This is a genomic window from Acutalibacter sp. 1XD8-36, from assembly GCF_009917525.1.
Classification (GTDB): domain Bacteria; phylum Bacillota; class Clostridia; order Oscillospirales; family Acutalibacteraceae; genus Acutalibacter.
This window is the reverse complement of record NZ_QZDU01000001.1, coordinates 590,642-614,476: the sequence shown is the minus strand read 5'-3', so window position 1 is coordinate 614,476 and position 23,835 is coordinate 590,642. Positions and strand designations below refer to the sequence as shown.

The 23,835-nt window shown below is 54.6% G+C and carries 18 protein-coding genes; 14 read left to right on the top strand and 4 right to left on the bottom strand.

The genetic code is table 11. The features are described from left to right. Positions 1–38 precede the first annotated feature (38 nt). The 8 genes from D5270_RS03285 (at position 39) to D5270_RS03250 (ending at position 7,941) form a co-directional block, all read left to right on the top strand. Positions 39–962: an ABC transporter permease gene (locus D5270_RS03285; protein ID WP_166542730.1), complete on the top strand. Its 924-nt coding sequence runs from the start codon at positions 39–41 to the stop codon at positions 960–962. Positions 963–979: 17 nt separating this feature from the next. Further along, positions 980–1,864, top strand: a complete 885-nt coding sequence (locus D5270_RS03280; protein WP_166542729.1) for a carbohydrate ABC transporter permease — start codon at positions 980–982, stop codon at positions 1,862–1,864. 63 nt (positions 1,865–1,927) lie between these two features. Next, positions 1,928–3,553 carry an ABC transporter substrate-binding protein gene (locus D5270_RS03275; protein WP_166542728.1) on the top strand — a complete coding sequence of 542 codons (1,626 nt, stop codon included), beginning with the start codon at positions 1,928–1,930 and terminating at the stop codon, positions 3,551–3,553. A 30-nt stretch (positions 3,554–3,583) separates the two neighbouring features. Further along, positions 3,584–4,417, top strand: coding sequence for an alpha/beta hydrolase (locus D5270_RS03270; protein WP_166542727.1), 834 nt, complete (start codon positions 3,584–3,586; stop codon positions 4,415–4,417). A 141-nt stretch (positions 4,418–4,558) separates the two neighbouring features. After that, a complete protein-coding gene (locus D5270_RS03265) occupies positions 4,559–5,227 on the top strand; it encodes a response regulator transcription factor (RefSeq protein ID WP_166542726.1) in 669 nt (222 codons plus the stop codon). An 89-nt stretch (positions 5,228–5,316) separates the two neighbouring features. Continuing rightward, the gene (locus tag D5270_RS03260) at positions 5,317–6,228 is read left to right on the top strand and encodes an ATP-binding cassette domain-containing protein (RefSeq protein ID WP_166542725.1); all 912 of its coding nucleotides are present in this window, start codon (positions 5,317–5,319) and stop codon (positions 6,226–6,228) included. Next, on the top strand, positions 6,221–7,021 hold the full coding sequence (locus tag D5270_RS03255) for a hypothetical protein (RefSeq protein WP_166542724.1): 801 nt from the start codon (positions 6,221–6,223) through the stop codon (positions 7,019–7,021). Before D5270_RS03260 ends, D5270_RS03255 begins: the two co-directional genes overlap by 8 nt. A 14-nt stretch (positions 7,022–7,035) precedes the next feature. Continuing rightward, positions 7,036–7,941: a sensor histidine kinase gene (locus D5270_RS03250; protein ID WP_166542723.1), complete on the top strand. Its 906-nt coding sequence runs from the start codon at positions 7,036–7,038 to the stop codon at positions 7,939–7,941. 155 nt (positions 7,942–8,096) lie between these two features. Here D5270_RS03250 and D5270_RS03245 read toward each other — a convergent pair whose 3' ends face one another. The 4 genes from D5270_RS03245 to D5270_RS03230 all read right to left on the bottom strand — a co-directional run bounded on the left by D5270_RS03245 (position 8,097) and on the right by D5270_RS03230 (position 13,485). Then, complete coding sequence (locus D5270_RS03245; protein WP_166542722.1) at positions 8,097–8,885, bottom strand: class I SAM-dependent methyltransferase; 789 nt, start codon at positions 8,883–8,885, stop codon at positions 8,097–8,099. Between the two features lie 59 nt (positions 8,886–8,944). After that, positions 8,945–10,189: a glycerate kinase type-2 family protein gene (locus D5270_RS03240; RefSeq protein WP_166542721.1), complete on the bottom strand. Its 1,245-nt coding sequence runs from the start codon at positions 10,187–10,189 to the stop codon at positions 8,945–8,947. Between the two features lie 111 nt (positions 10,190–10,300). Next, on the bottom strand, positions 10,301–11,185 hold the full coding sequence (gene garR / locus D5270_RS03235) for a 2-hydroxy-3-oxopropionate reductase (RefSeq protein ID WP_166542720.1): 885 nt from the start codon (positions 11,183–11,185) through the stop codon (positions 10,301–10,303). A gap of 41 nt (positions 11,186–11,226) precedes the next feature. Further along, positions 11,227–13,485 (bottom strand): helix-turn-helix domain-containing protein, encoded by a 2,259-nt coding sequence (locus tag D5270_RS03230; protein WP_166542719.1) that lies wholly within the window; start codon positions 13,483–13,485, stop codon positions 11,227–11,229. Positions 13,486–13,827: 342 nt separating this feature from the next. Between D5270_RS03230 and D5270_RS03225 the strand changes: the two genes are divergently transcribed. The 6 genes from D5270_RS03225 to D5270_RS03200 all read left to right on the top strand — a co-directional run bounded on the left by D5270_RS03225 (position 13,828) and on the right by D5270_RS03200 (position 23,814). Then, positions 13,828–14,781 (top strand): ABC transporter permease, encoded by a 954-nt coding sequence (locus D5270_RS03225; protein ID WP_166542718.1) that lies wholly within the window; start codon positions 13,828–13,830, stop codon positions 14,779–14,781. Positions 14,782–14,797: 16 nt separating this feature from the next. Continuing rightward, positions 14,798–15,715 (top strand): carbohydrate ABC transporter permease, encoded by a 918-nt coding sequence (locus tag D5270_RS03220; protein WP_166542717.1) that lies wholly within the window; start codon positions 14,798–14,800, stop codon positions 15,713–15,715. 102 nt (positions 15,716–15,817) lie between these two features. Beyond that, positions 15,818–17,506, top strand: a complete 1,689-nt coding sequence (locus D5270_RS03215; protein WP_166542716.1) for an extracellular solute-binding protein — start codon at positions 15,818–15,820, stop codon at positions 17,504–17,506. Positions 17,507–17,640: 134 nt separating this feature from the next. Beyond that, positions 17,641–19,773, top strand: a complete 2,133-nt coding sequence (locus D5270_RS03210) for an alpha-amylase family protein (RefSeq protein ID WP_166542715.1) — start codon at positions 17,641–17,643, stop codon at positions 19,771–19,773. Between the two features lie 5 nt (positions 19,774–19,778). Further along, positions 19,779–21,887: a hypothetical protein gene (locus tag D5270_RS03205; RefSeq protein WP_166542714.1), complete on the top strand. Its 2,109-nt coding sequence runs from the start codon at positions 19,779–19,781 to the stop codon at positions 21,885–21,887. Continuing rightward, complete coding sequence (locus D5270_RS03200) at positions 21,847–23,814, top strand: family 10 glycosylhydrolase (RefSeq protein WP_166542713.1); 1,968 nt, start codon at positions 21,847–21,849, stop codon at positions 23,812–23,814. The genes D5270_RS03205 and D5270_RS03200 overlap by 41 nt, the downstream gene beginning before the upstream one ends. Positions 23,815–23,835: the final 21 nt, after the last annotated feature.

Sequence of the window (23,835 nt, the reverse complement as noted above, 5' to 3'; positions counted from 1 at the left end):
GCCTGGGCAGCGGTGCGGCAGAATAAGGAGGGAACGCTATGCGATGGCTGCAGAACCTGCGGTACGACATCAGAAAGAACCCGGCGCTCTTGCTGATGACCCTGCCGGTAATCATGTATGTGGTCGTCTTTTGCTATCTGCCAATGTCGGGCATTGTCCTGGCATTCAAGCAGTTCGATTACTCAGAGGGTATTTTCGGAAGCCCATGGTGCGGCTTCAAAAACTTCCGGTTTTTCTTTATCTCCGGGCAGGCCGCGGTGGTAATGCGCAATACGGTGCTCTATAATATTGCGTTTATTATTGTGAATAACATTGTGGAAATCACTGTGGCAATTTTTATCTCGGAAATAGGGGGCAAGTGGTTTAAAAAGACAACCCAGGGGGCTATGTTCCTGCCCACGTTTATCTCCTGGGTGGTGGTCTCAGCCTTTGTATACAACATCTTCAGCTACGACTTCGGAGCATTTAACCACCTGCTGCGCTCCATAGGCGGCGAGCCGGTGGACATCTACAGCCAGAGCACCCTGTGGGTCTTCATCATCATTTTCCTCAACTCCTGGAAGCACGTGGGCTACGGCTCGGTGGTGTACCTTGCGGCAATCATGGGGATAGACGCGGAGATATACGAGAGCGCCACCCTGGACGGTGCCGGGGAGCTGCAGAAGATACGCTATATAACCCTGCCGTGCCTAAAGCCAACTGTGGTAATCTTAGTTATAATGGGCATAGGCAATATCTTCCGCGGGGACTTCGACCTGTTCTATCAGATGGTGGGCACAAACAGCCTGCTCTTTAACACCACCGACGTTATCGACACGTTTGTGTTCCGCTCCCTGCTGTTCTCCCAGGAGTACGGCATGAGCGCGGCGGTGGGCCTGTTCCAGTCCGTCCTGTGCTTCGCCTTTTTGACCGCCACCAACTGGGTCATACGCAGGGTGGACCCTGAAAATTCGCTGTATTAGGGAAAGGAGGAGCCCCTTTGATTTCTTCAAGAGGAAGGAAAATATTCGTAGCCATTGCAGGAGCGGCGGTGACCATTGTGGCGCTCTTATGTATATTCCCATTCTGGATGGTGGTGATAGGGTCCCTCACCCCGGAAAACGAGATATATGTCCGCGGCTACAGCCTATGGCCCCAGACCTTTTCCACAGAGGCATACAAGCTGGCCTTTGAGGACCCCGGCAAAATACTGCGCTCATATCTGGTGACCGTCGGCATTACCGGCGCAGGTACGGCTGTCAGCCTGTTCATAGTCTCCATGTGCGGCTATGTGCTCCAGCGCCCGGACTTTAAGAGCCGGAATTTCTTCACAATGTTCGTGTTCTTCACGGTGCTGTTTAACGGCGGCCTTGTGCCCTGGTATATCCTGATGACAAATTACCTGCACCTTAAAGACAACTATCTGGCCCTTATACTGCCCATGATGGTGAACGTCTTCTATCTTATTATCATGAAAAACTTCATGCGCTCCATTCCCGGGGCGTTGATAGAGTCGGCAAAGATAGACGGCGCCGGTGAGTTCTACATATTCCTGCGCATAGTGCTGCCCCTTGCAAAGCCCGCCCTTGCAAGTATCGGCATGTTTATTGCCCTGAACTACTGGAACGACTGGCGCAACGGAATGCTTTTCATGCAGGATGAGACCATGTATCCACTGCAATACTATCTGTACCGCCTGCTCTCAAGCCTGGACTTTTTGAAATCGGCGGCGGCAAGCACCATAGACCTTGGGGACCAGGTATTCCCCAGCGAGTCCTTTAAGCTGGCGATGACCGTCGTGGCCACCGGCCCCATCATCCTGCTATACCCCTTTGTACAGAAATACTTTGTCAAGGGAATCACCATAGGCGCGGTGAAGGGATAAATTTTTATACAGGCTAACGCTCCGGCTTCGGAGATAGCAATATTTTTGAAAGGATGCGAGTATATGAGAAAAATGAAACCCTTGCTGGCTCTCCTGCTGGCGGTGCTCCTGGGGCTTAGCGCCTTTGGGTGCGGCGCGAAGGAGACCTCAGGCCAGCAGCCTGAGAGCAGCGGCAGCAGCTCCGAGAGCTCCGGCGCTTCTTCCCAGGAGGAGCCCGAGTCATCCGATGCCGGGGAGGAGGCCCCGGAGGATGTAGTTACCCTGCAGATGTACTTCCTTGGGGACAAGGCCAAGGACCTGGACATGGTGCTGGAGCAGATAAACCAGCGCCTTGCCAAGGAGGTGGGGGCTGTGATGGAGGTAAACTACCTCTCCTTCGGGGAGTACAGCACAAAGTACCCCCTGCTCTTTGCCTCACAGACCGAGATGGACGGCGTGTTCTCCAGCTACTGGTGCTACTACGCTTCCCAGGCCCAGAAGAACGCCTATATGGAGCTGACTCCCGAAATGCTTGAGGAGCACTGCCCCATAACCTGGGAGCATACTCCGGAAGCCGCCTGGGACCAGACCAGGGTAAACGGCAAAATATACATGATACCACAGCTCCATAACGAGTTCGTCCAGTCCATGGTAGGTATCCGCGACGACCTGAGGGTCAAGTATGAGATGGACGAGATAGAGACGGTTGAGGACCTGGAGGCCTATATGCAGGCCGTAGTGGACAACGAGTCCGGCATGGTGCCCTATACCGCCGACGGACAGTCCCAGAGCGCCTTAATGGACGCATTTCTTATCGCCCCCAACGAGTGGGGCACCAGCAGCTCCTACTTCCAGCTCTACGCCGGATATGACATCACCGAGGACAAGCCCGAGGTGTTCAGTATTCTGGAGACCCCCGAGTATAAGAGCTATATCGAGCGCATGTATAAGTGGAACCAAGCGGGGTACATCTCAAAGGACTCCCTCTCTAACGAGACCATGACCCGGGACCTGTTTGACAACGGCAAGGTTGCCTGCTATTTCTATAACTGCGGCACCATTAACAATATGAAAAACCTGATGGACCAGAGCCTGAAAAACGCCGGGGCAGAGATTGGCCTGTATGACCTCACCGGCGGCGTACAGCTCCTGCCATATGCCGCAACCGGTGGCGGACTGTCCATAGCCGCTACCTCCAAGCACCCCGACCTGGTGCTGAAGGTGCTGGACCTTATCCGCAACGACAAGGAGCTGAACTACCTGGCCCAGCGTGGCATTGAGGGCAAGCACTGGGATTTCGCCGGGGAGAAGAACGATGACGGCACACTTAATGAGAACGTGGTGGTGCCCGGACCCGACTCCGACAAGTACGGCACCGACTGGTTCTGCTACTCCGCATGGCGCAACTGGGACTATCAGACTGTGCCCTCCAAGGAGGCCAGCGTAAAGGGCTACAGGGAGATGCTGGACGACCTGAATACCCGCAAGCAGTTCAACATCCTGCAGAGCTTTGTATTTGACGACAGCGAGTACAAGAACGAGCTGGCGGCACTGAGCAACGTGGTGAGTCAGTACGGACTGCCCCTGGAGTTCGGCTTTGTGGACCCGGAGACAGGACTGCAGGAGTTCGTGGACAAGATGAAGGCCGCAGGTTATGACGACGTGCTGGCGGCATATCAGGCCCAGGCAAAGGAGTACGCCAACTCCTAAGGCTCCCGGACAGAAAAGGAGAGATTTGAAATGAAGGAACAGTTTATCGAGGAATACCTGAGCTATGGGGCTTCACTGAAGAAAAACCTGGTCTTTGGCAATGCCGGCGGCTTCGCGCTGAAGATGGATGTCATCTGGTGCCCGGAGAAGAAACGCGACCCGGCCCCGGTGATAGTCTGGATACACGGCGGCGCCTGGAGCGACCATGAGCTGGACCGCAACTACCGCCCGGAGATAGAGCTTTTGAAGCTGGCGGGCAAGGGCTACTTTGTCGCCTGCATAGACTACCGCCTCTCGGACGAGGCCCCCTTCCCGGCCCAGATACAGGACTGCAAATGCGCCATCCGCTTTTTACGCGCCCATAGCGTGGAGTGGGGCCTGGACCCCCAGCGAATCGGCGTTTGGGGTGAGTCGGCAGGGGGACATCTGGTAAACCTGCTGGGGAGCACAGAGGGGATAGAGGAGTTCGAGGGCAGCGGCGGCTGGCAGGAGTTCTCAAGCGCCGTAAACGCCGTGTGCACCGGGTACTCTCCCGCCAGCATGACCCATATGGCCCACGAGGAGAACTCGGTGGCGGCAGCGCTGCTGGGCAACCCGCCTAAAGAAAAGCTTATAGAGAAGCTGGAGTGGGCCAGCCCCATAAACTACTTCCACAGGGATATGCCCCCGTTCCTCATTATGCACGGCGACGAGGACCCGCTGGTGCCGGTGGACCAGAGCAGGATGATTTATCAGAAGCTCCAGGAGCTGGGCAGCCCCGCCGAGTTCCACCTGATACACGGCCAAGGGCACGGGTTCTTCCAGGGAGACGAGCCCTACAGGATAGTCAGAGATTTCTTTGACAAGTGGCTCCTTGTGCGTTAGAAAGGGTATATGAGCAAAACCCCCGGCGATGCCGGGGGTTTTTGACTGCACTCAAATCCCTACCCCCCAATTGACTGCCAAAAAATTTGGTGCTATACTTATTATTCAAAGTATTCACACCAAAAACAAGGAGAGCGTCCCATGCCCAATATCCTAATTATCGAAGATGACACCGACATCAACAACTCAACCGCCCAATACCTGCGGCGGCACGGGTGCCAGTGTGCCCAGGCATTTTCCGGCACCGAGGGCCGTATGCTCTGGAAAAGCTCCGGCTGGGACCTGCTGCTGGTGGACCTGATGCTGCCCGGGATTTCCGGCAGCGAGCTTATTTACGAGGTGCGCAGGGAGAGCCGGGTGCCAGTGATAGTGCTGTCGGCCCGCTCGGAGCTGTCTGATAAGGTGGAGCTGCTGGGGCTTGGCGCGGACGACTACATGACAAAGCCCTATCAGCTTGAGGAGCTTTGGGCAAGGATACAGGTCCAGCTGCGCCACGCCAGCGCGGTCCCTGAGGAAGAGGAGCTGTGCTTTAGGGAGTGGCGGCTAAATATTGGCGGGATGGTCCTTATGGCAGCCGGGGAGCCTGTGGAGCTGACGGCCCATGAATTTAAGATTGTGGAGCTGATGGTACGCCACCCCAAGAAGGTTTTCACAAAGCAGCATATTTATGAAGCGGTCTGGCAGGAAGAATGCGCTATTGAAGACAAGACTATTAATGTGCACATCAGCAATATCCGCGCAAAGCTCCGCCCCAGCGGCACGGACGGCTATATCCAGACCATATGGGGAATCGGCTTTAAGCTAAGCTGAACTTTATACTTTCTTTACCCTTTCTTTGCGAAGTTTGGACACTTGCCTGCTATACTATGCCTGTAAACCAAACAAAGGAGGACATTGGAATGGCAGTCATAAAGACAATGGGCCTGTCCAAGCGCTATAAGGACAAATGGGCCGTGGACCACCTGGAGCTGAAGGTAGAGCAGGGGGACATCTACGGCTTTATCGGTCAGAACGGGGCCGGGAAGTCCACCACGCTTAAATTGTTATGCGGCTTGGCAAGCCCCACAGAAGGAGAGATAACCATTTTCGACAGGCCACTCAGGGACACGGTAGCCCACCGGCGGATAGGTATGCTGATTGAGCAGCCGGGGCTGTACAAGGACCTGAGCGGGCGGGAGAACCTGCGCCTTTACGCCGACCTTCTGGGGGTGGCCGACCCCAAGGCGAAGGTAGATGAAACGCTGAAAACAGTGGGCCTTGCCCCAGGTGAGAGAAAGCCGGTGAAACAGTATTCCATGGGTATGAAGCAGCGGCTGGGCGTTGGTATTGCGCTGCTGGGCAGCCCGGACCTACTGCTGCTGGATGAGCCCATCAACGGCCTGGACCCTGAGGGAATCCGGGAAATGCGGGAGCTGCTTCAGCAACTTAACCGGGAGCGCGGCCTCACAATCCTGCTGAGCTCCCATATACTGGGGGAGCTCAGCAAGATAGCCACACGGTACGGCATTATACGGCAGGGCAGGATGATAGAGCAGCTGGGAGCCCGGGAGCTGGAGCAGAAATGCACCGACTACCTGCACCTGCGCACGGACCAGCCCAAAAAGGCCGCTGCTGTCCTGGAGCGTGAGTTCAGCCTGAAGCGCTGGGAAATGCGGCCCGAGGGGGAGCTACGCATATACGACGGAGTGGACGCAAAGGCCGTGGGCCAGTCCCTTGCAAATGCAGGTATCGCCCTAGAGGAAATGGGCACGCACCGGCAGGACCTTGAGGGTTATTTTTTGGAGAAAATGGGAGGGGAAAGCCATGTTTAACATATTTAGAATGGACAGCCGCAGGCTGCTTAAAAGCCGTACCTTTTATATTATGCTGGCAGTAGCCGTAGCCATGGTCCTGTTTATGTGCTTCATGCTGTCTATAATGTCATCTCCGGAGGTTTTAAAGGCAATGGAGGAGAGCGGTGTGGAGGTAGATGGCGCGGATTACCAGATGAGGGCCTATATCGACGGAATGAGCCAGCTTACCTTTGTCCATGAGTGCCTGGCAAACGGCTGCCTGCTCATATTGGCGGGCATGGGGATGACCTTCTTTGCTGGTGGAGATTTTGCGGGAGGGTACATTAAAAATATCTGTTTTGCAAGGCCCGGGCGCTGGGAGTATATAGCCTCAAAGGTGCTCATTGGCGGGGTATACAGCGGCATAGTCACGGTGGTATCCGTGCTTTTCGCCCTGGTGCTGCCGCCGTTCTTCGGGCTGCACCCGATTGCCAGCACTATAGGAGATATGGCCGGCTACACCTTCTGGATTTGGCTGCCCACCTGGGCGTTTTCGCTGATGGCCTTTACTATGGTGACGGTAACGCGCAGCGCGTCCTTAGGGGTATTTATGTCGCTATTCTGCGGCGCGGGATTCCCCGCGCTGATACTCGGAACGCTTACCGAGACACTGGGCTTGCCCCGCATAGATAAGTATTTCATCAGCTCCTTGGTGAGCGTCAGCTGTGCGCCGGGGATGGTGCAGGCTTGGACTATCCTGGCGGGCGTGGCTGTGTGGAGCGTGCTTTACATTGCTGTAAGCCTGCTGCTGACTAAAAAACGGGATATCTGAAGGGAGGGCTCTCCATGCTGGCGGTTTTAATCCTTGCTGTTTTTGCGCTGGCACTGGCGCTTTTCAGGCTGCACGCATACCGAAGGCAAATGCAGGAAATGTCCCGGATATTGGAGGAGACCCCGGCGGAGAGCAACCTGGCCCTGACGGTAGAAGCCGGCGGCAAGCCTGCCAGGAGGCTGTGCAGGGCGGTGAACAGGCGGCTGGAAAAAGGCAGGCAGCTCCGGCAGGAGACCCTCAGCAGGGAGAGGGAGCTCAGGCACACAATGGCCTGTATCTCCCACGATATCCGCACGCCCCTGGCAGGGGCAATGGGGTATTTGCAGCTGCTGGAGGAGGAGCCGGAGAAAGGGGAGGAGTACCTGAAAATCATTGGAAGGCGTTTAGGTGAGCTGGACGGACTGTTGGATGAACTGTTCCTCTACACTCGCCTGCAAAGCGGCTCCCTGCCCCTGAAATGCAAAATGACAGCGGTGCTCCCGCCGATGTACGACGTGCTGGCTGAGTTTTATCTCCAGCTGGAGACGGCTGGAATTGAGCCGAGGCTGCGGTTTGACCGCGAGGACATCTCCTTTTACGCGGACAAAGAGGCGCTCGGGAGGATTTACAGGAATTTGATTGCCAACGCAATCCGGCATGGGAGCGGGGACCTCTCCATATCCGTCACAGAAAGTGGCGTCTGCTTTGCCAACCTCATAGAGGAGGGGCCAGTGCCAGACCCGAGCCGTATTTTTGACCGGCTGTATCAGAGAAACCCAGCCCGAAACAACGGCGGAGCTGGGCTGGGGCTGACTATTGTCCGGGAGCTGATGGAGCAAATGGACGGAAAAGCTTCCGCTCGGATAGAGAACGGAGAGCTGCTGATTGAGCTGGGCTTTTCCGGTGGCATGGCGGCTGAGCAGGGAGGTCCGGCTGATTGAAAAAACAAAGTTTACCCATAGAGTTGGCTTCATAACAAGGCATGAAAAATCGGGGTGCAGTCGGCAAACTGCACCCCGATTTTACTATACTTTTACTCTACATGGGCATATAACTTACTATGGCACTTTTGGACAGTGTACAAAAAGGCGTGAGGCTATTTTGCCCGCAAATCCATTACCGTGGCATAGTGCAGTATATCAAATGTTTCGGGCAGACTTTCCATATAGCTTTTGTGCTCACTTTCCCAGGCGGCAATTTCCCCAGAGCTTAGCGACGAAGCGCCGATACCGCGGCAGGCCTTTATACGTCCGTGCCATGTTTCGCGGGTGAATGGTACTTTTATATCATAAGTGATGGTGTTGGCAACCTCAAACATATTCCCAAGCCACTCTGGCGCTTCAAGTTCGTAACGCCTGAGCCCTCCGCCTGTCCAAGCCGGATTATATTTTAAAACCATGTCTTCGCTTGTTTTTGCAATTTCATCTTCAAAAGGCAGCCACGCCATGAACAATATGACAAAATGGCCATTCTCTTTTAAGACTCTATGTATTTTGGGCAAAGCTATGGACTTGTCGAAATACATAAAGCACTGGCAAGCGGTTACAACATCGAAGGTTTTGTCCGGGAAATCAAAAGTTTCTGCCGAGGCGACCACATAATCTATATCCAGCCCCGAAGATTTTGAAAGCTTTATTGCCTGCTTAATTTGATTTTCCGATATATCAGCTCCAACAAATTTTGCGCCGAACTGATACATGTTTCGCGGCAAAACCCCCGTCCCTGTCCCTAAATCCAAAACAGATTGGCCTCTAACGCATAGACCAAGGCCGATAAGTTTTTGATAGAACTCAGCGGGATAAATATCGCGATATTTGGCATAGTCCTCTGAGGCAAGCCCCCAGTCAAATTGTTTCCCATTATCAATATGGCTTAATTTTTGCATATTCGCCTCCCGGAACGGTAAGCAATTATCTTCATAATTTTGTTACCCCTCTAGTTTGTCTATTCCACGGCTCTGCGCAGCAGGGCTACGGACACATCGTTTACATTGGTGCCGGTGGGTCCGGTGATTATCAGCCCGCCAACAGCCTTGAGCCCATTATAAGCGTCGTTGTCTTTAAGTATAGCGGACAGGTCCAGCCCCTTTGTAGTCAGCTCCCCCAGGGTATCGCCGTCCACATATCCCCCGGCTGCATCTGTAGGGCCGTCGGTGCCGTCGCTGCCAACAGAGAACACGGCAGCGCCGTCAATCCCGGATATCCCCAAAGCGGCAGCAAGGGCCAGCTCCTGGTTTCGCCCGCCGAGCCCGCTGCCGGTCAGGTGCACAACAGTCTCACCGCCGGCGATAAAGGCCAGGCTGCGGCTGTCGCCGGCATGACTGCAGAGGACTGCCGCCAGGAAGCGCCCGGCCTCCCGGGCCTCGCAGTCCAGCCGGTCGGTCAGAAGCACCGGCTGGTAGCCCAGACTGCGGCAGGAATCGGCGGCAGCGGCACAGAGCTCCCTTACACTGCCGGTGATTCGTGTGGTGACATTATTGAGGGCCTTGGGGGTCTCCTTACCCAGCAGGCTTAAAGCGGCGGGGGATAGGGACAGGGAATATTTCTCAACAATAGCCATGGCCTGGGCGCAGGTGGAGGAGTCCGGGCAGGCTGGGCCGCTGGCAATCATGTCCAGAGGGTCGCCGATAATATCGCTGAGCACGATACTGAACACCCGGGCCGGTGAACAGGCCTGGGCAAACCGTCCGCCCTTTACCGCCGAAAGCCGCTTGCGGATGGTGTTAATCTCTGTGATATCCGCGCCGCAGGCCAGCAGCTGCCGGGTGATATCCTGAAGCTCGTCCCCGGGTATCAGCGGCTTCTCAAACAGGGCGCTCCCGCCGCCGGAGAGCAAGAACAGCACATTATCCTCTTTGGAAAGCCCCCGGACCATGCTTAGGACCCTGTCAGTGGCGGCAAAGCTGTTGCCGTCAGGGACAGGGTGCCCGGCTTCCCAGCAGCTCACATTGGGTATTTCCCCCATAATATGTCCGTATTTTGTCACTGCCACGCCGCCGTCTACATGGCCCAGCGCCTCCACCGCGGCCCTTGCCATCTGCCATGCCGCCTTCCCCGCGGCTGCCAGCAGCACCCGGCCCTTACCGGGCGAAAAATCCTTCAGCGCCCGCAGCACTGCTTCATCGGGAAGGACGGCTTTTATGCTGTCTGAAATTATTCTCTCGGCGTCCTGCCGCAGGTTTTTGTCCATTCTGCACACCTCCGCTAAAAGTGAAGACCGGCATGGCCCGCGGCACTGCCGACCTTATTTTTATCTTATCATATGTTGTGTTCTGTTGTCAAATTGCGGGGCGGGAGCGGGCTATTCCCTGCCCAGGCGAATGCCCGCTAAATGCTCATAATACTGGGCTATGGCGCTATGGTCCTTTTGCCCGTCGTCATGACTATGCACCCACTGAAGTATCTCCTGAACATGGGCAGTCATGGGAGCCGGGGCTCCGACAGTGTGGGCACAGTCAAGAGCGTTGCCCAGGTCTTTGATATGCAAATCAATTTTAAAGCCGGGAGTATCGTTGCCTGCCATCATCATAGGAGCCTTGGCGTCCATAACTACAGAACCGGCAAGCCCGCCCCGAATGGCCTCAAAGACCAGGCTGGGCTCGACCCCGGCCATTTGGGCCAGGGTGAAGGCCTCTGACAGGGCCTGGATATTACAGGCCACGATTATCTGATTGGCAAGCTTTGTGGTGTTGCCCGCTCCTACCTCACCGCAGCGCACTACAGAGGAGCCCATTGCCTCCAACACAGGCCTGAACTTATCAAACACCTCCTGCCTGCCGCCTACCATGAAGCTCAGGGTGCCGTCAACAGCCTTGGGCTCGCCGCCGGAGACAGGGGCGTCCAGCATATCAATCCCCATCTTCTCAAGCGCCGCCGCTATCTCTTTGGAGGTGACAGGGTTGATGGAGCTCATATCAATGAAGGCGGAGCCGGGCTTCATATGGGCCGCGGTCCCGTCCTGGCCCAGCATTACCTCCTTGACCTGGGGGCCGTTTGGAAGCATGGTGAGCACAAGCTCACAGGTTTTGCCTATTTCGGTTCTGGAGGCTCCTTTTGCCCCGGCAGAGACCAGTTCCTCCACAGCGGCGGGATTACAGTCGTTGACTGTAAGGTTATAGCCTGCCTTCAAAAGATTCTTTGCCATTGGACGGCCCATGATTCCCAGTCCTATCATTCCTACTTTCATTGCTATTTTCCTTTCTTTGTAATTATATTTGGTGCCAGGCACTACTGGCTTTTTGGCCTGAAACTAGCCCGGTAGCTGGCAGGAGTACAGCCCTCCCGCTGCTTGAACTGCCGCATGAAGGTGGATAAATGCAGATAACCGCATTGGACGCTGATGTCCTGAAGCAGCAGGTCGGTATTCCGCAGTAACTGCTTAGCCTGCTCAAACCGCAGGGAGGCAATATACTCCGAAAGGTTTTGCCCAGTGTTTTTCTTAAAATAATGGCTGAGGTTGGAGACGGACATATTGAAATTATCAGCAACGGTCTTGACAGAAAAGGTCTCCTCACAGAAGTGGGTGGCGATATAGTCCAGGATATTCTGCAGTGAATCGCTTTTACATTCCAGCGAGGGGGCTCCGCAGTCCGCAGATTTTTTATGGTCGGAAAAGCTGTCGGTAATAGCGTGGCCCAGGTCAGAGATATACTGCCGCAGGGAATCCTCATTGTTTAGGGCGTAAGTAAACTCCTGGGACAGCTGAGCGACACTGCCGGCGTCACAGTCAAGCTCATGCAGCGCACGGACCGACGTGGTCAGTACGTCCCTAAGGATATAGCTGCAATAGAGCAGGCTGTCGGTGCTCAGTATCTCCGAGAGCAGGGACTGCAGCGACAGGAAAACCCGCCCCTGGTCTATCTGCGAGATGGCATGATATAGGTTGTCAATTTCACGGCTGGGGTATATGCCCTTCCACTTATTGTCACCGCTGATGTCCCGGAAGAAGACGAGCCCGCCGTTTTGCTGGAACAGCCGGTAATCACAGGCCTTCTCAGCCTGGAAATAGGCCATCGGAACCTGGGTGCAGGAGGTCTCCATCCCGACGCCTACCACCAGCTTTATGTCGTCCCAGTTGCTCTCTGTAGCCAGCCGCAGGCCGTCCAGCCGGAGATAGAGCGCTTCAAGATTCTCGGTAGTACCGGCCACCAGCAGGGCTATGGAGGCTGTCTCTGGCAGGGATAGGAACTGGCCGCTAAGGTTGGCGGGGAGGCTGCCTGTCCAAAAGGCCCCGATATTTTCACAGAGGTTTGGCGGGGCGGTGTGCATACCGTCGGACTTTAGCTGGAGGAGGATGACATTGTAAAATTCACCGTACAAATCCAGCTCCAGCTTTTGCGCCTCCTGCTCAAATGCCTTTTGTTCAGTGAAGCAGCCGCTCAAAAGCTCAATGAGCAGGTCGCGGCGCAGGCTTTTCTGACGGCTCTCCTGGAGCTCGGTCAGTGTTTTGCGGGCCATTGACAGCTGCTCCCTGTCAGATTTAAGTGAGGTTGCCCCGGACATCTTGTTTATCATAACGCTGAACTGCTGCATAGGAGTATAGATTATATTCATAAACCTGAGAACTGCAAAGCTGCATGCCAGGGAGACTACCAGGATTACCGCGATAAAAATGGCCTGGTAAAAGGATACCGTCTGCATTAGGCTGCTAAAAGATACTATGGACACATACTGAAGGCCGGCGGTGGAGTCGGAGCCGGTATAGAATACAAGGTGCTCCTCGCCGTTAAGCTGTACCCGGAGCTTCCCTTCGCCGTAGGCCAGCTCCCCCTGGACTGCGGCAAGCAGCTCCTGGGAAAAGTCATCTGAGCTGCTGTAGAGCAGCTTTCCCTCGTATATCATCAGTATATTGCGTTGCTGAGAGCGGCTGTCCTGGTTTAGTATCTCCTTTAGGGTGGACTCCTTTATCTGGAAGAGTATGGCGGCGCTGGGGGGAAGCCTGCTGGTTTTGTTTGTGGCTAAGTATGTGATAAATCCCTCGCTATTGTTATGCTCGGCGGGCAGCCAGTAGGTAGCCCTGTTTTGCAGCAGCTTGTCTTCGAGGTTTTCCGCGGTCATTCCCTTATAGAGAAGGCCGTATTTACAAAAACGGTTATAATCAAACATGGTCTCCCTGCTATAAAGCATTTTGACCTCGCCGTTCAAATAATAGTAGCCGTCCACAAATGTGTTGGTATAGGTAATATTAGACAGCCTGCGGGTCACATCGTAGAAATTGCCATAGGCTTCCATTAAATAACCCGGCTGAAATTCATTGGAATTTAAAAGTATGCTGGCATTGCTCTGCATTTCTCTGACTACGTCGTCCATAAGAGTCTGGCTCCAGGTCAAGGCGTCCGCTTCGTTGCGTATCAGCTCCTTATCGTAGGTTTGATAGAGGAACCAGAAGAACAGGAAGCTTAGCAGGACCATAGGCAGGGCCATTGTAATAAGATAGGAAAGCAGTATACTGAAGAAGACAGGGCGTTTCTCCCGAGGCTCTTTCATAATGTAGTCATCTCCTTCCCGGGACGGCGCGTTTAAAAAGAAGCTAAGTGAAAATTATGGCGCAAATCCAAATAAACAATACTATGTTTCGTATATTATAACCATTAAGGTGGGTGAAAAGCAATTTGCATCTATTGAATGTGAGGCAGAAAATTAGCTAAATTGATTCAAGAAACAAGAAAATACTTGAATATTGAACGTGAAATAGGGCAAGTTCAATAAACGCTTATAGACGTTATGGAGGATATTGTGTAAAATGTACTCACACCCGGGACGGAGCGCTGGCAGGCCGGCGTTTATCCGGAGAAAGCAAAATAATAATCATTCAAGGAGGAATGCCGCATGGTAGCTGCAAAGGAAAGCACCGGCCGTCCGCCAAAAGAAAAAAGAGACTGGTGTAAATTGTGGGGCGGTATCAGAAAAAACTGGCTCCTATATCTGTTCCTACTGCCGATGGCAGTGTACCTTATCATCTTTAACTACGCGCCCCTTTACGGTATCCAAATTGCGTTCAGGGATTTCCGCGGCGCGCTGGGCATATGGGACAGCCCATGGGTGGGAGTGAAGCACTTCGAGACCTTTTTCAACTCCTATCAATTTAAGGACCTGCTTTATAACACCCTCAGCCTGAGCGCCTACCAGCTTGTTGCAACTATCCCCATGCCTGTGATACTGGCGCTTCTGCTCAACTACACCACTGTGCCCTGGCTGAAGAAACTGACCCAGAGCTCTACGTTCGCCCCGCACCTGATATCTGTAGTGGTAATGTGCGGTATGCTGAACACCTTCAGCAGCTCTACGGGGCTGTTTAACATACTTTTAAAGCAGCTGGGCATGGAGCCAATCTCGTTTTTGGGGATTCCAAGCCTTTACCAGACAATGTACGTTATGTCCGGCGTCTGGCAGCGCACCGGTTACAACGCTGTAATTTATATCGCAGCCCTGTCCAGTGTCAGCGAAGACTTGCACGAGGCCGCCATAGTTGACGGAGCCAGCAAGCTGAAAAGGGTATGGTACATCGACATCCCGTCTATCCTGCCGACAATGGTGATACTGATAATCATGGCTGTGGGTAACCTTATGAGCATAGGCTTTGAAAAGTCGCTGCTGCTGCAAAACGACCTGAACCTGGCCCGGTCCGAGATAATCTCCACCTATGTATACAAGGTCGGTATACAGGGAGCGCAGTACAGCCTGTCAACCGCGGTGAGCTTGTTCAACAATATAATCAACTTCATTCTGCTAATCGGCGTGAACAAGGCATCCAGGGCGCTGTCTGGCAGCAGTCTGTGGTAAGGAGGGCGTTTCTTTTATGGAAAACGTAAAGAAGCTGGGAAAAAGGAAGCTGGGGCTGGCCCAGTCCAGGGGCGATAGGGCCTTCGACATTATAGTGAACTGTCTAGTCGTCCTGGCGGCAATTATTACGCTCTATCCTCTGTATTATGTGGTGCTTTCCTCCATCAGCTCGCCCAACGCGATAATAACCGGAAAGTCCCTGCTCGTGCCGGTAGACGTGAGCTTTGCCTCCTATAGATATGTGTTTGCGGATTCGCGTATCTGGAGGGGCTATGGGAATACCATCATATATACCTTTTTCCAGACCATCTTTGGAACGGCGGTCACTGTATGCGCCGGGTACGCACTGTCCAGGAAGGATTTAGTGGGCAGGAACGCGATTATGAAGCTTGTGGTCTTCACTATGTACTTCCAGGGCGGACTGGTGCCTACATATCTGGTGGTGAAAAATCTTGGGCTTACCGACACAAGATACGTGATGATAATTATGGGCATGTTTTCGGTGTTTAACTTGATAGTGGCGCGCACGTTCTTCATGTCAAAAATACCCGATGACCTCTGGGAGGCAGCCCAGCTGGACGGATGCGGCAACGGACGGTTTTTCATTTCGGTGGTGCTGCCCCTGTCCAAGGAGATAGTTGCGGTCATACTGCTCTATATCGCCGTAGGAAGCTGGAATTCCTTCTTTAACGCACTTATTTATCTATCCAACCAGAAGCTCTATCCCCTTCAGCTAATCCTGCGTGAAGTGCTGCTGGCTGGGCAGACTATCCAGAGCGATGTGGACGCGGCGGATATCGCTGAAATGCAGCGGCTGGCTGCTACCATCAAGTACGCTGTAATGGTAATCTCCACCCTGCCTATTATGGCACTGTATCCCTTTGTGCAGAAATATTTTGTCAAGGGAGTCATGATGGGCAGTATCAAGGGGTAAGCCCGCCATGGCAGTATATCCACAACTGATACGGTCGGCCCGGCCGGGACTGGCCCATTAGTCTTAGGCCGTGAAATATAGACAACTTAGGAGGTAAAGAAAATGAACAAAAATTTAAAAAGGCTGCTGGCAACGGTTTTGGCAATGCTGCTCATTGCAGGAATCCTCGCCGGCTGCGGCGAAGACAGCGGCTCCAACAGTACATCCAGCGAGCAGCCTAGCAGCATGCCGGAAGCGTCCGGGGAGTCACCGGAGGATAGCACTGCGGCGGCTGACGACAGCGAAGACGAGGATTTAATCCGCGGGAATATCTACAAGTCCGGAGAAAAAATTCTGAAGGAAAAGAAGACTTACCGTGTGGCTGTCAACAAGGACCCGAACTCTCAGAACGGCTTTGCGGACAAGCAGTGTGTGCAGAAGACCAACGCCGCCACCAATGTGGATATTGAGTGGCTGGACATCCCCTCCGACTCCTGGAAGGAGCAGGTAAACATTATGATTGCCGGCAATAATCTGCCGGACGCATTCTGCGGCGCTGAGGTGGACGTTATGTCCAACCTGGAGCTGTTTGCCCCAATTGGTGATTTTGTGGACGAGATAGCTCCTGCTGTTAAAGAAATGCTGGATGAGGACGCTGCCCTGAAGTCAGCACTCACAGCTCCCGACGGCAAAATATACGTGTTCCCGACCAACAAGGCAAATCCCTCCAACAGAGTGGACAATATGCTGTGGATGAATCCCGAGTGGCTGGAAAAGGCGGGCATGGAGCAGCCCACTACCACCGACGAATTCGTAGAGGTGCTGAGGTACTTCCGCGACAACGACATGAACGGCAACGGCGACCCCAATGACGAGATACCCTTCCAGGCCCGCCAGGCCAACGACTACGCCCACAATCTCAGCGCCATACTCGGTGCCTTTGGAGTGGTACTGCCCGGCGACTATGTCTACTCCCTGGATGATGAGACTGTAACCTTCGGCGGTACGGAGGAGGGCCTGTTCGATGGGCTTAACTGGCTGCATATGCTCTATGAGGAGAAGCTGCTGGACAATGATACCTTTACCATGACCAACGATGAGCAGAACGCCAAGGCACAGAATGAGGACGTGCTCATGGGCTCGCTGATATACTGGATTCCCGACTCTATGGACAGCAAGTACGCCGATTACATCGTTCTGGACCCGCTGAAGGGCCCCAAGGGCGACCAGCTCTGGTATGGCGGCAAGGAGCCTCTGGGCGCTACCTTCGGATACTGCGTCACCACCGCCTGTGAAGACCCCGAAGCCCTTGTGCGGTATTATGACTACTGCATGAAGGACGAGACAACCCTGCTGGAATGGCAGTGGGGCCCCGAGGGAGAGGGCCTTTGGAAATACACTGACGACGAGGGGCACTGGACTCAGACCCAGGAATTTGTTCCAGAAGGCACCAACCTGACCTATTTCAAGCGCACTATCTGCGGAAGCGTGAACAGCCCCAATTTCATCTGGAAGAAGTACGCCGACCTGGAAGTGGCAGACCCCCGCAATGACAAGAAGCGTGAGGCTGCCGAGCGCATTCTGCCCTACTGTGTCACTATGATGCCCAGGGGAATGTATGACCCGGAGAAGACCGCAGCGCGGAACCTGCTGCATACTGATATCGACAACTATATGAGTAAGTTCATTGCCACATCAGTAGTAAACGGCCTGACAGAAGCCCAGTGGAATGAACACATTGAAAACTGCAAGCGCCTTCGTGTGGACGAGTATGTGGCGATGTGGCAGGAGTTCTTCGACGCAATGCGGTAAACTCCAGGCACAGAAGCCTTGAGGCCAAAGGATAATAGAGGAAAAACGGAAGAATGAAGGGAGGGGGAAATCAGGCTGGCGCTTGGTTTCCCCTGACTATTGCAATATCATCACAATATAAGGAGAGAGGTAGCATGACAGAGCAAAGGATACCATGGTACCGGCGGGTGCGCCGCTGGGGACAGACAAACCTGACTGAGGATGACCCAAGGAGCTGCGATCTGGAGTTTTGGAAGAAGCAGTGGGAGCGCACTGCCGTGCAGGGGGTCATTATCAACTGCGGCGGTATAGTGGCCTACTACCCCAGCAAGTTCGGCCTTCAGTACCGCGCCGCAATGCTGGACGGCCGGGACTATTATGGGGAGTTTAGCAAGGCCGCCCGGGAGGCGGGGCTTGCGGTAGTGGCGCGCATGGACATAAACCGTGCGACCCGGGAATTTTTTGACGCCCATCCCGACTGGTTTTGCCGCCATAAGGACGGCTCGCCGGTTATGTCCCAGGGACGGTATTTTTCATGTGTGAACAGCGGCTACTACAAGGAATACATACCACAGGTGCTGCAGGAAATCATTGAGCGCTACAGTCCCGAGGGTTTTTCCGACAATAGCTGGAAGGGGCTGGGGCGCAATACCATATGCTACTGTGACAACTGCCGCAGGCGCTTTATGGAGGACTGCGCAGAAGAGCTGCCGGAGAAAGCTGACTGGGAGGACCCGGTATACCGAAAATGGGTGCGCTGGAGCTATGGCCTACGCACGGAGAATTGGGAGCTGTTTAACAAGACAACGAAAAAGTATGGCGGCGATGACTGCCTGTGGCTGGGAATGCTCAACGCGGACGTGGCAGGGTCCTGCCAGGGGCTTGCGGATTTAAAGGAGCTCTGCAGCCGCTCCCGGGTGATATTCAGCGACCACCAATCCAGAGAGACTATCAGCGGCTTTGAGCAGAATTCCATGAATGGAATGCTGTTTAAGCTTGCCTCCTCCGAAGACGTAGAGGTTCCCGAAAGCATGGCAAACTATGTCCGAGGCCATAGGGCCTTCCGGCTTGCGGCTAATCCTGCCGCCGAGACCCGTACCTGGATAGCCGAGGGGATAGCCGGGGGGATAACCCCATGGTTCCACCATGTTGGCGGCGGCCAGCGGGACAGGAGACAGTTCGATACGCCCGCGCCAATATTCCAATGGCACAGGGATAACGAGGAGTATTTATATAACAGGGAAAACCTGGCGAATGTAGCGGTGGTCTGGAGCCAGCTAAACCATGACTTCTATGGGCGGGATAATATGGAGGAGCGCTGCTCATATCCCCTAAGCGGATTCAGCCGGGCCCTTTCCGCCGGGCGCATACCATTTTTGCCGGTACATGCCGACGATATTGCACGGTATAGGGATAGGATAGATACCCTTATCCTTCCGGATATAGCTGTGCTGACCGACAACCAGATTCAGCAGATATGCAGCTTTTTAGATACCGGCGGTAATCTGATTCTGACCGGACAGTCCGGCGCCCGTAACGAGGATGGGGAACTGCGCGGGGAGAAGCGCCTATGGGACAGGCTGGGAATCAGTTTGGGAGAGAAATATTTCGGGGCCTTCGGAGACCAAACCGCCAGCTGGGAATATTTTGATATGCACAACTATCTGCTGCTGCCTGAAAGCCGCCATCAGGTACTGAGCGGATTTGAGAAGACAGATATACTGGCATTTGGCGGAGGCTTCTATGAGGTTGAGAGCAGGGGGCCGCTGAAGCCCATAACAGGGTATATCCCGGCGTTTCCAATCTATCCGCCTGAGTTCAGCTGGATACGGGAGGAGCGGCCGGATTTGGGGACAATCTTTGCAGGCACCCTGGACAGCGGAAGCCGGGTAGTATACTTTGCAGCGGACATCGACAGGTGCTACGGACGCGAGCACCTGCCGGACCATAGGGTGCTGCTGCAAAACGCGGTGCGCTTTACAGCAGGATGCAGTCTGCCGGTGGAGATTGCCGGGCCCGGAAGGCTGGACTGCACTATCTACCGTCAGGGGGAGAGAAGGATACTCCACCTTGTAAACCTTACGGACTGCTCAATAAATCCTGGCTACTGCGAGGGGGCGGCCCCGGTAGGGCCCATAACGGTCACAATGCCCCTTCCAGGTTCCGGCGCTGTCCCCAAGGCAGAGCTCAGGGTGGCTGGCGGCAGGCCCGGAAATGTGGTGAAGGATGGTAAGCTGGAAATAACTATAGAGCGAATAGAAAGCCACGAGATGGTGGTAGTGGAGTGATAAATATGATAACAAATAAAAAATACTGGTGGCACGGGCCGCTGCGGGTCATCCAGACCAACCTGCAGGTAATGGACACGGCAAAGATGGACCCGGACAAGATTGCCCGGGAGACCGTTGAAATGGGGGGGAATGTGCTGGTAACCAATGTGGGCGGCATTTATGCCTGGTATCAAAGCCGGGTGCAGTATCACCATATCAATGAGTACCTGCCAAATGACCGGGACTTACTGGGGGAGCTGATAGAGGCCTGCCATAGGCATGGGGTGAAGCTGGTGGCCAGGTTTGACTTCAGCAAGGCGGATGATATTGCCTATCAGAATCATCCCGAATGGTTTGTCCGTGAGCCGGATATGTCCCCCAGAGTTTTCGGCGCAATGCGCCCCGGGGCCTGGTCCAACCTGTACCTAACCTGCATAAACGCCGGGTACAGGAGCCATGAGGTGGCTGTGCCGGTGCTGGAGGAGGTCATTGACCGCTACGATATTGACGGCATATTCTTTAACGCGCCCAACTATGAATACTGCTGCTGCGAGACCTGCCGGCAAAAATACCGCGAGCTCTACGGCAGGGAGCTGCCCATGGACGGCTCCGCAGTGGAAAAGGACACCACCTACGCCATTAAGCAGGCGGTGGGACTGGAGCCGGGCTTTGCAAGCCGCTGTGTGCGGGACAATATGGATGTGATATACAGGGCGGTCAAGGCCAAGAGGGTTGACCTGCCGCTGATACTATATTATAATCTCTATAAGGATAATCTGGATGACCGTTACGCCACTGCGGACATGATATGCACAGAGTCCCAGGACGTGCTCTCCAGGGGCTGGAGGGACCTGCCGTCATTGTGGCACCCTGTGCTGTCCATGAAGCTTGGGAATACGGCCCAGGGCCGTCCGGCGCCCTTTGGCATAATCCACTCCTGCCCGGGTATGGACTGGCGGCATACAGGCCTGCCCACGGCTGAATACCTGTTCTGGATGAGTGGTGTAGCTGCCGGAGGGGGAAGCCTCTGGCATAGTATAACCGGCTTTAAAGATACCATCAGCGATAAGAGGCTGCTTAAAGCCATTACAGAGGTTGACAGGCATATCGCCAGTATAGAGGGGGATATGGACGGAGCCAGCCCAAGGTCCGACATGCTCCTGCTCTGGGACGGCAGTAAATGTGCCGAGGGCTGGGCGGACATACTGATGAACAACCAGCTGCAGTTTGACCTGGCGGCCCCGTACCAGGCCACAAGGCAGCGGCTGGCAGGCTACCAGCTGGTTATCGTGCCTGAGGGCTTTACCCTGGAGAATGGACTTCCGGAGATTTTAGACGAGTACGTCGGGGCGGGCGGAAGGCTGATTTATGAGGGTGCAAGCGGAGGGCAGCTTGCGCCGGTGGCAAAGCTGCTGGGTATTTCGGAAGCTATAAGCACCAGTGAGCCCCTTACCGCCTGCTACTGGAGATTTGAGCAAAATGGGGATGCTTTGCGCGGAGATGAGTTTAAAGAAACACCATTACTGCCCCACCGGGGACAGACGGCCTACTGTAAGCCATTGCCCGGAACGGAGGTTATGGCAACGCTGGTGCCGCCCTTTGCGCCGCTTAATTCAGTAGGAGCGCCGCCGGAGAGGGCCAGTATGCTGGTGGACCGCACGGAGCTGCCCCTCTGCCTCTACCGCCAGGCGGGCAGCGGCGCGGTAATGTGCCTGCCGTTTATGCTGGGCGGGCTTATGGGACAGTTCAGGCTGGCAGAGCACAGCCGTCTGGGCAGGAATCTGGTGCGCTTTATGTTGGGCGGCAAGGAGACATTCTCAATGAAGCCGGTAAACGGCCTGGAGGCGGTGTGCTATGAAAATGGAAGCAGCCTGCTTATCCACCTGCTTAACGGTATAGGCCAGCGCCCGCTTATGGATACTGTGGAGTATCATGGGGCAAAGTTCAGTGTCAGGCTGCCGGAGGGCAGGAGAGCAGAGAGGGTTGAACTGAAGCTGTCTGGAGACACGCCGCTGTGGAAGCAGGAGGGGGATGAGGTCACTGTTACAGTGCCTAAGCTGTCATACTGGGATATGGTGAAGATAACGCTTAATGAGGGGAGAGCAGGACATGGCCTGGTGGATGGAAAATAACCTGCGCCTGGTGCAGAACAATATGCGCGACATCGATGGGGACATGGACGTTGATAAGCTTATAGCAGAGCTCAAGGATTTCCGTTGCAACGCGGTTATGGTGGGCGCAGGGGGGATATCCTCGTTTTATCCGACAGAGCTGGAGTTCCAGCAGCCCACCTCCTGGCTGAGGGAGCGCGACCTGCTGGGCGAGATAGTTGAAAAATGCCACTTGGCGGGAATAAGGGTCATAGCAAGATTTGACTTTAGCAAGACCCATCAGTGCTTTTTCCACCAGCACCCGGACTGGTACTACCGCTCTGCAGATGGCCGCGCAGTTCCCTATAACGACACTGTGGCGACCTGTGTATGCGGAGAGTACCAGCAGGAGCGCGCTCTGGATATAATCGAGGAGGTTTTGACAAGATACCCGGTAGACGGCATATTTTTCAATATGTTCGGCTTTATTACCTGGGACTACAGCGGGAATTACTATGGGCCATGCCATTGTGATTCATGCCGCAGGCGCTTTTCAGAGTACAGTGGCGGCAAGGACCTGCCAAAAACCGAAGCTCCCGACGAGCCCAATTTGAAGGAATACCGGGCGTTTCAGGAGCGGGTGGTAGGAAAGGTGCTGGGGCGCATACATAAGCTTGTGCGGCAGTATGGCGACGAAATAGCCCTGTGTACCTATCATCACAGCCACGTAGATATTATCCGGGACGAGAGCAACAGCGCGGTGGACAGGCCGCTGCCGTTCTGGCTGTATAATTCCTCCTCCAACGTGCTAAAAGTACGCTCAAGCTGGAAGGATAAAATCATAAGCAACTGTGTGATAAATGCCGCAGACCTGTTCTACCGGTTTTCAGCCGTACCCCCTGCGCTGACAAGGATACGACTATATGAAAATATTGCAGCAGGCTCGGGCCTGGATTTCTGTATTATCGGCGTGTTTGAGGGCTACCCGGACAGGGAGAGCGTGGCGGCGGCGAAGGAAATCTTCAGATACCATGCGGACCATGAGGAGATATACGGACGGCTGAGCTCACTGGCCAAAATAGCGGTGCTGGCTCCGCTATCCCGCCGGGAAAGCCAGGATTATCAGGGAGTGTTCAGGGCGCTCAAGGAGCTGCACATCTTATTCGACTGCCTGCTGGACTCCAGGGTTATTGAGGAGCCGGGACTTCTGGAGCAGTACACAACAGTGTTGGTCCCAGAGCTTGGCGACGTGCTGCCGGAGGCTCTGGAGGCAGCGGAAAAGGTGGGCAAAAAGCTTATATTACTGGGGGCGGGGGAGATGGAGTCCCGGCTCCAGGAAATTTTGGGCCTGGTACGGAAGGAGGAGATTACAGCTAACAGGGCGGCATACCTTAGTGTAGATCCGGAAACAGGCATGGAAACTTTGGAGGGCCGGGGCTGGATTTTGCTGGATGGCCCCTTCGCCTGCTACGAGGGCTGGCCCGGCGCCATGCCAAGGGTGGAGAGGGCATGGTTTGGCCCGCCGGAGCGCTGCTTCGGACATAGGCTGACCGACGCCCCGGGGCTTTTGCGTTCGCCAAATGGACATATGCTGTTGCCCTGGCGGCTGGGCTGGCTTTACCACAGGCTGGGCTATCCCGAGTACCGGGAGATATTGCGCCTTACCCTTACCCAGGCAGCGCCGGAGTTAATACAGCTTAAAGGAAACCTTCCGCCCCAGGTGGAAGTATTCTGGGACAGGTCAGGCGGCAGCTATCTTTTGCAAATGCTGAATCTTTCTGGCTGCCATGGCGTAACCGTTGAGGAGCCTGTAGAGCTTTCGGAGCTGTGGGTAGAGCTGCCCGGACGATTCAGAATAGGCGATACCCTGTCAGGGGGAAAGTTCACTGCCAGCGCCCTGGCAAAGAGCACCCGGGTATGCCTGGAAAGGCTGAAGGAGTTTGCGGCGGTGCTATTGGAAGAGCTATAACAATATAAAAAATGCAGAAAG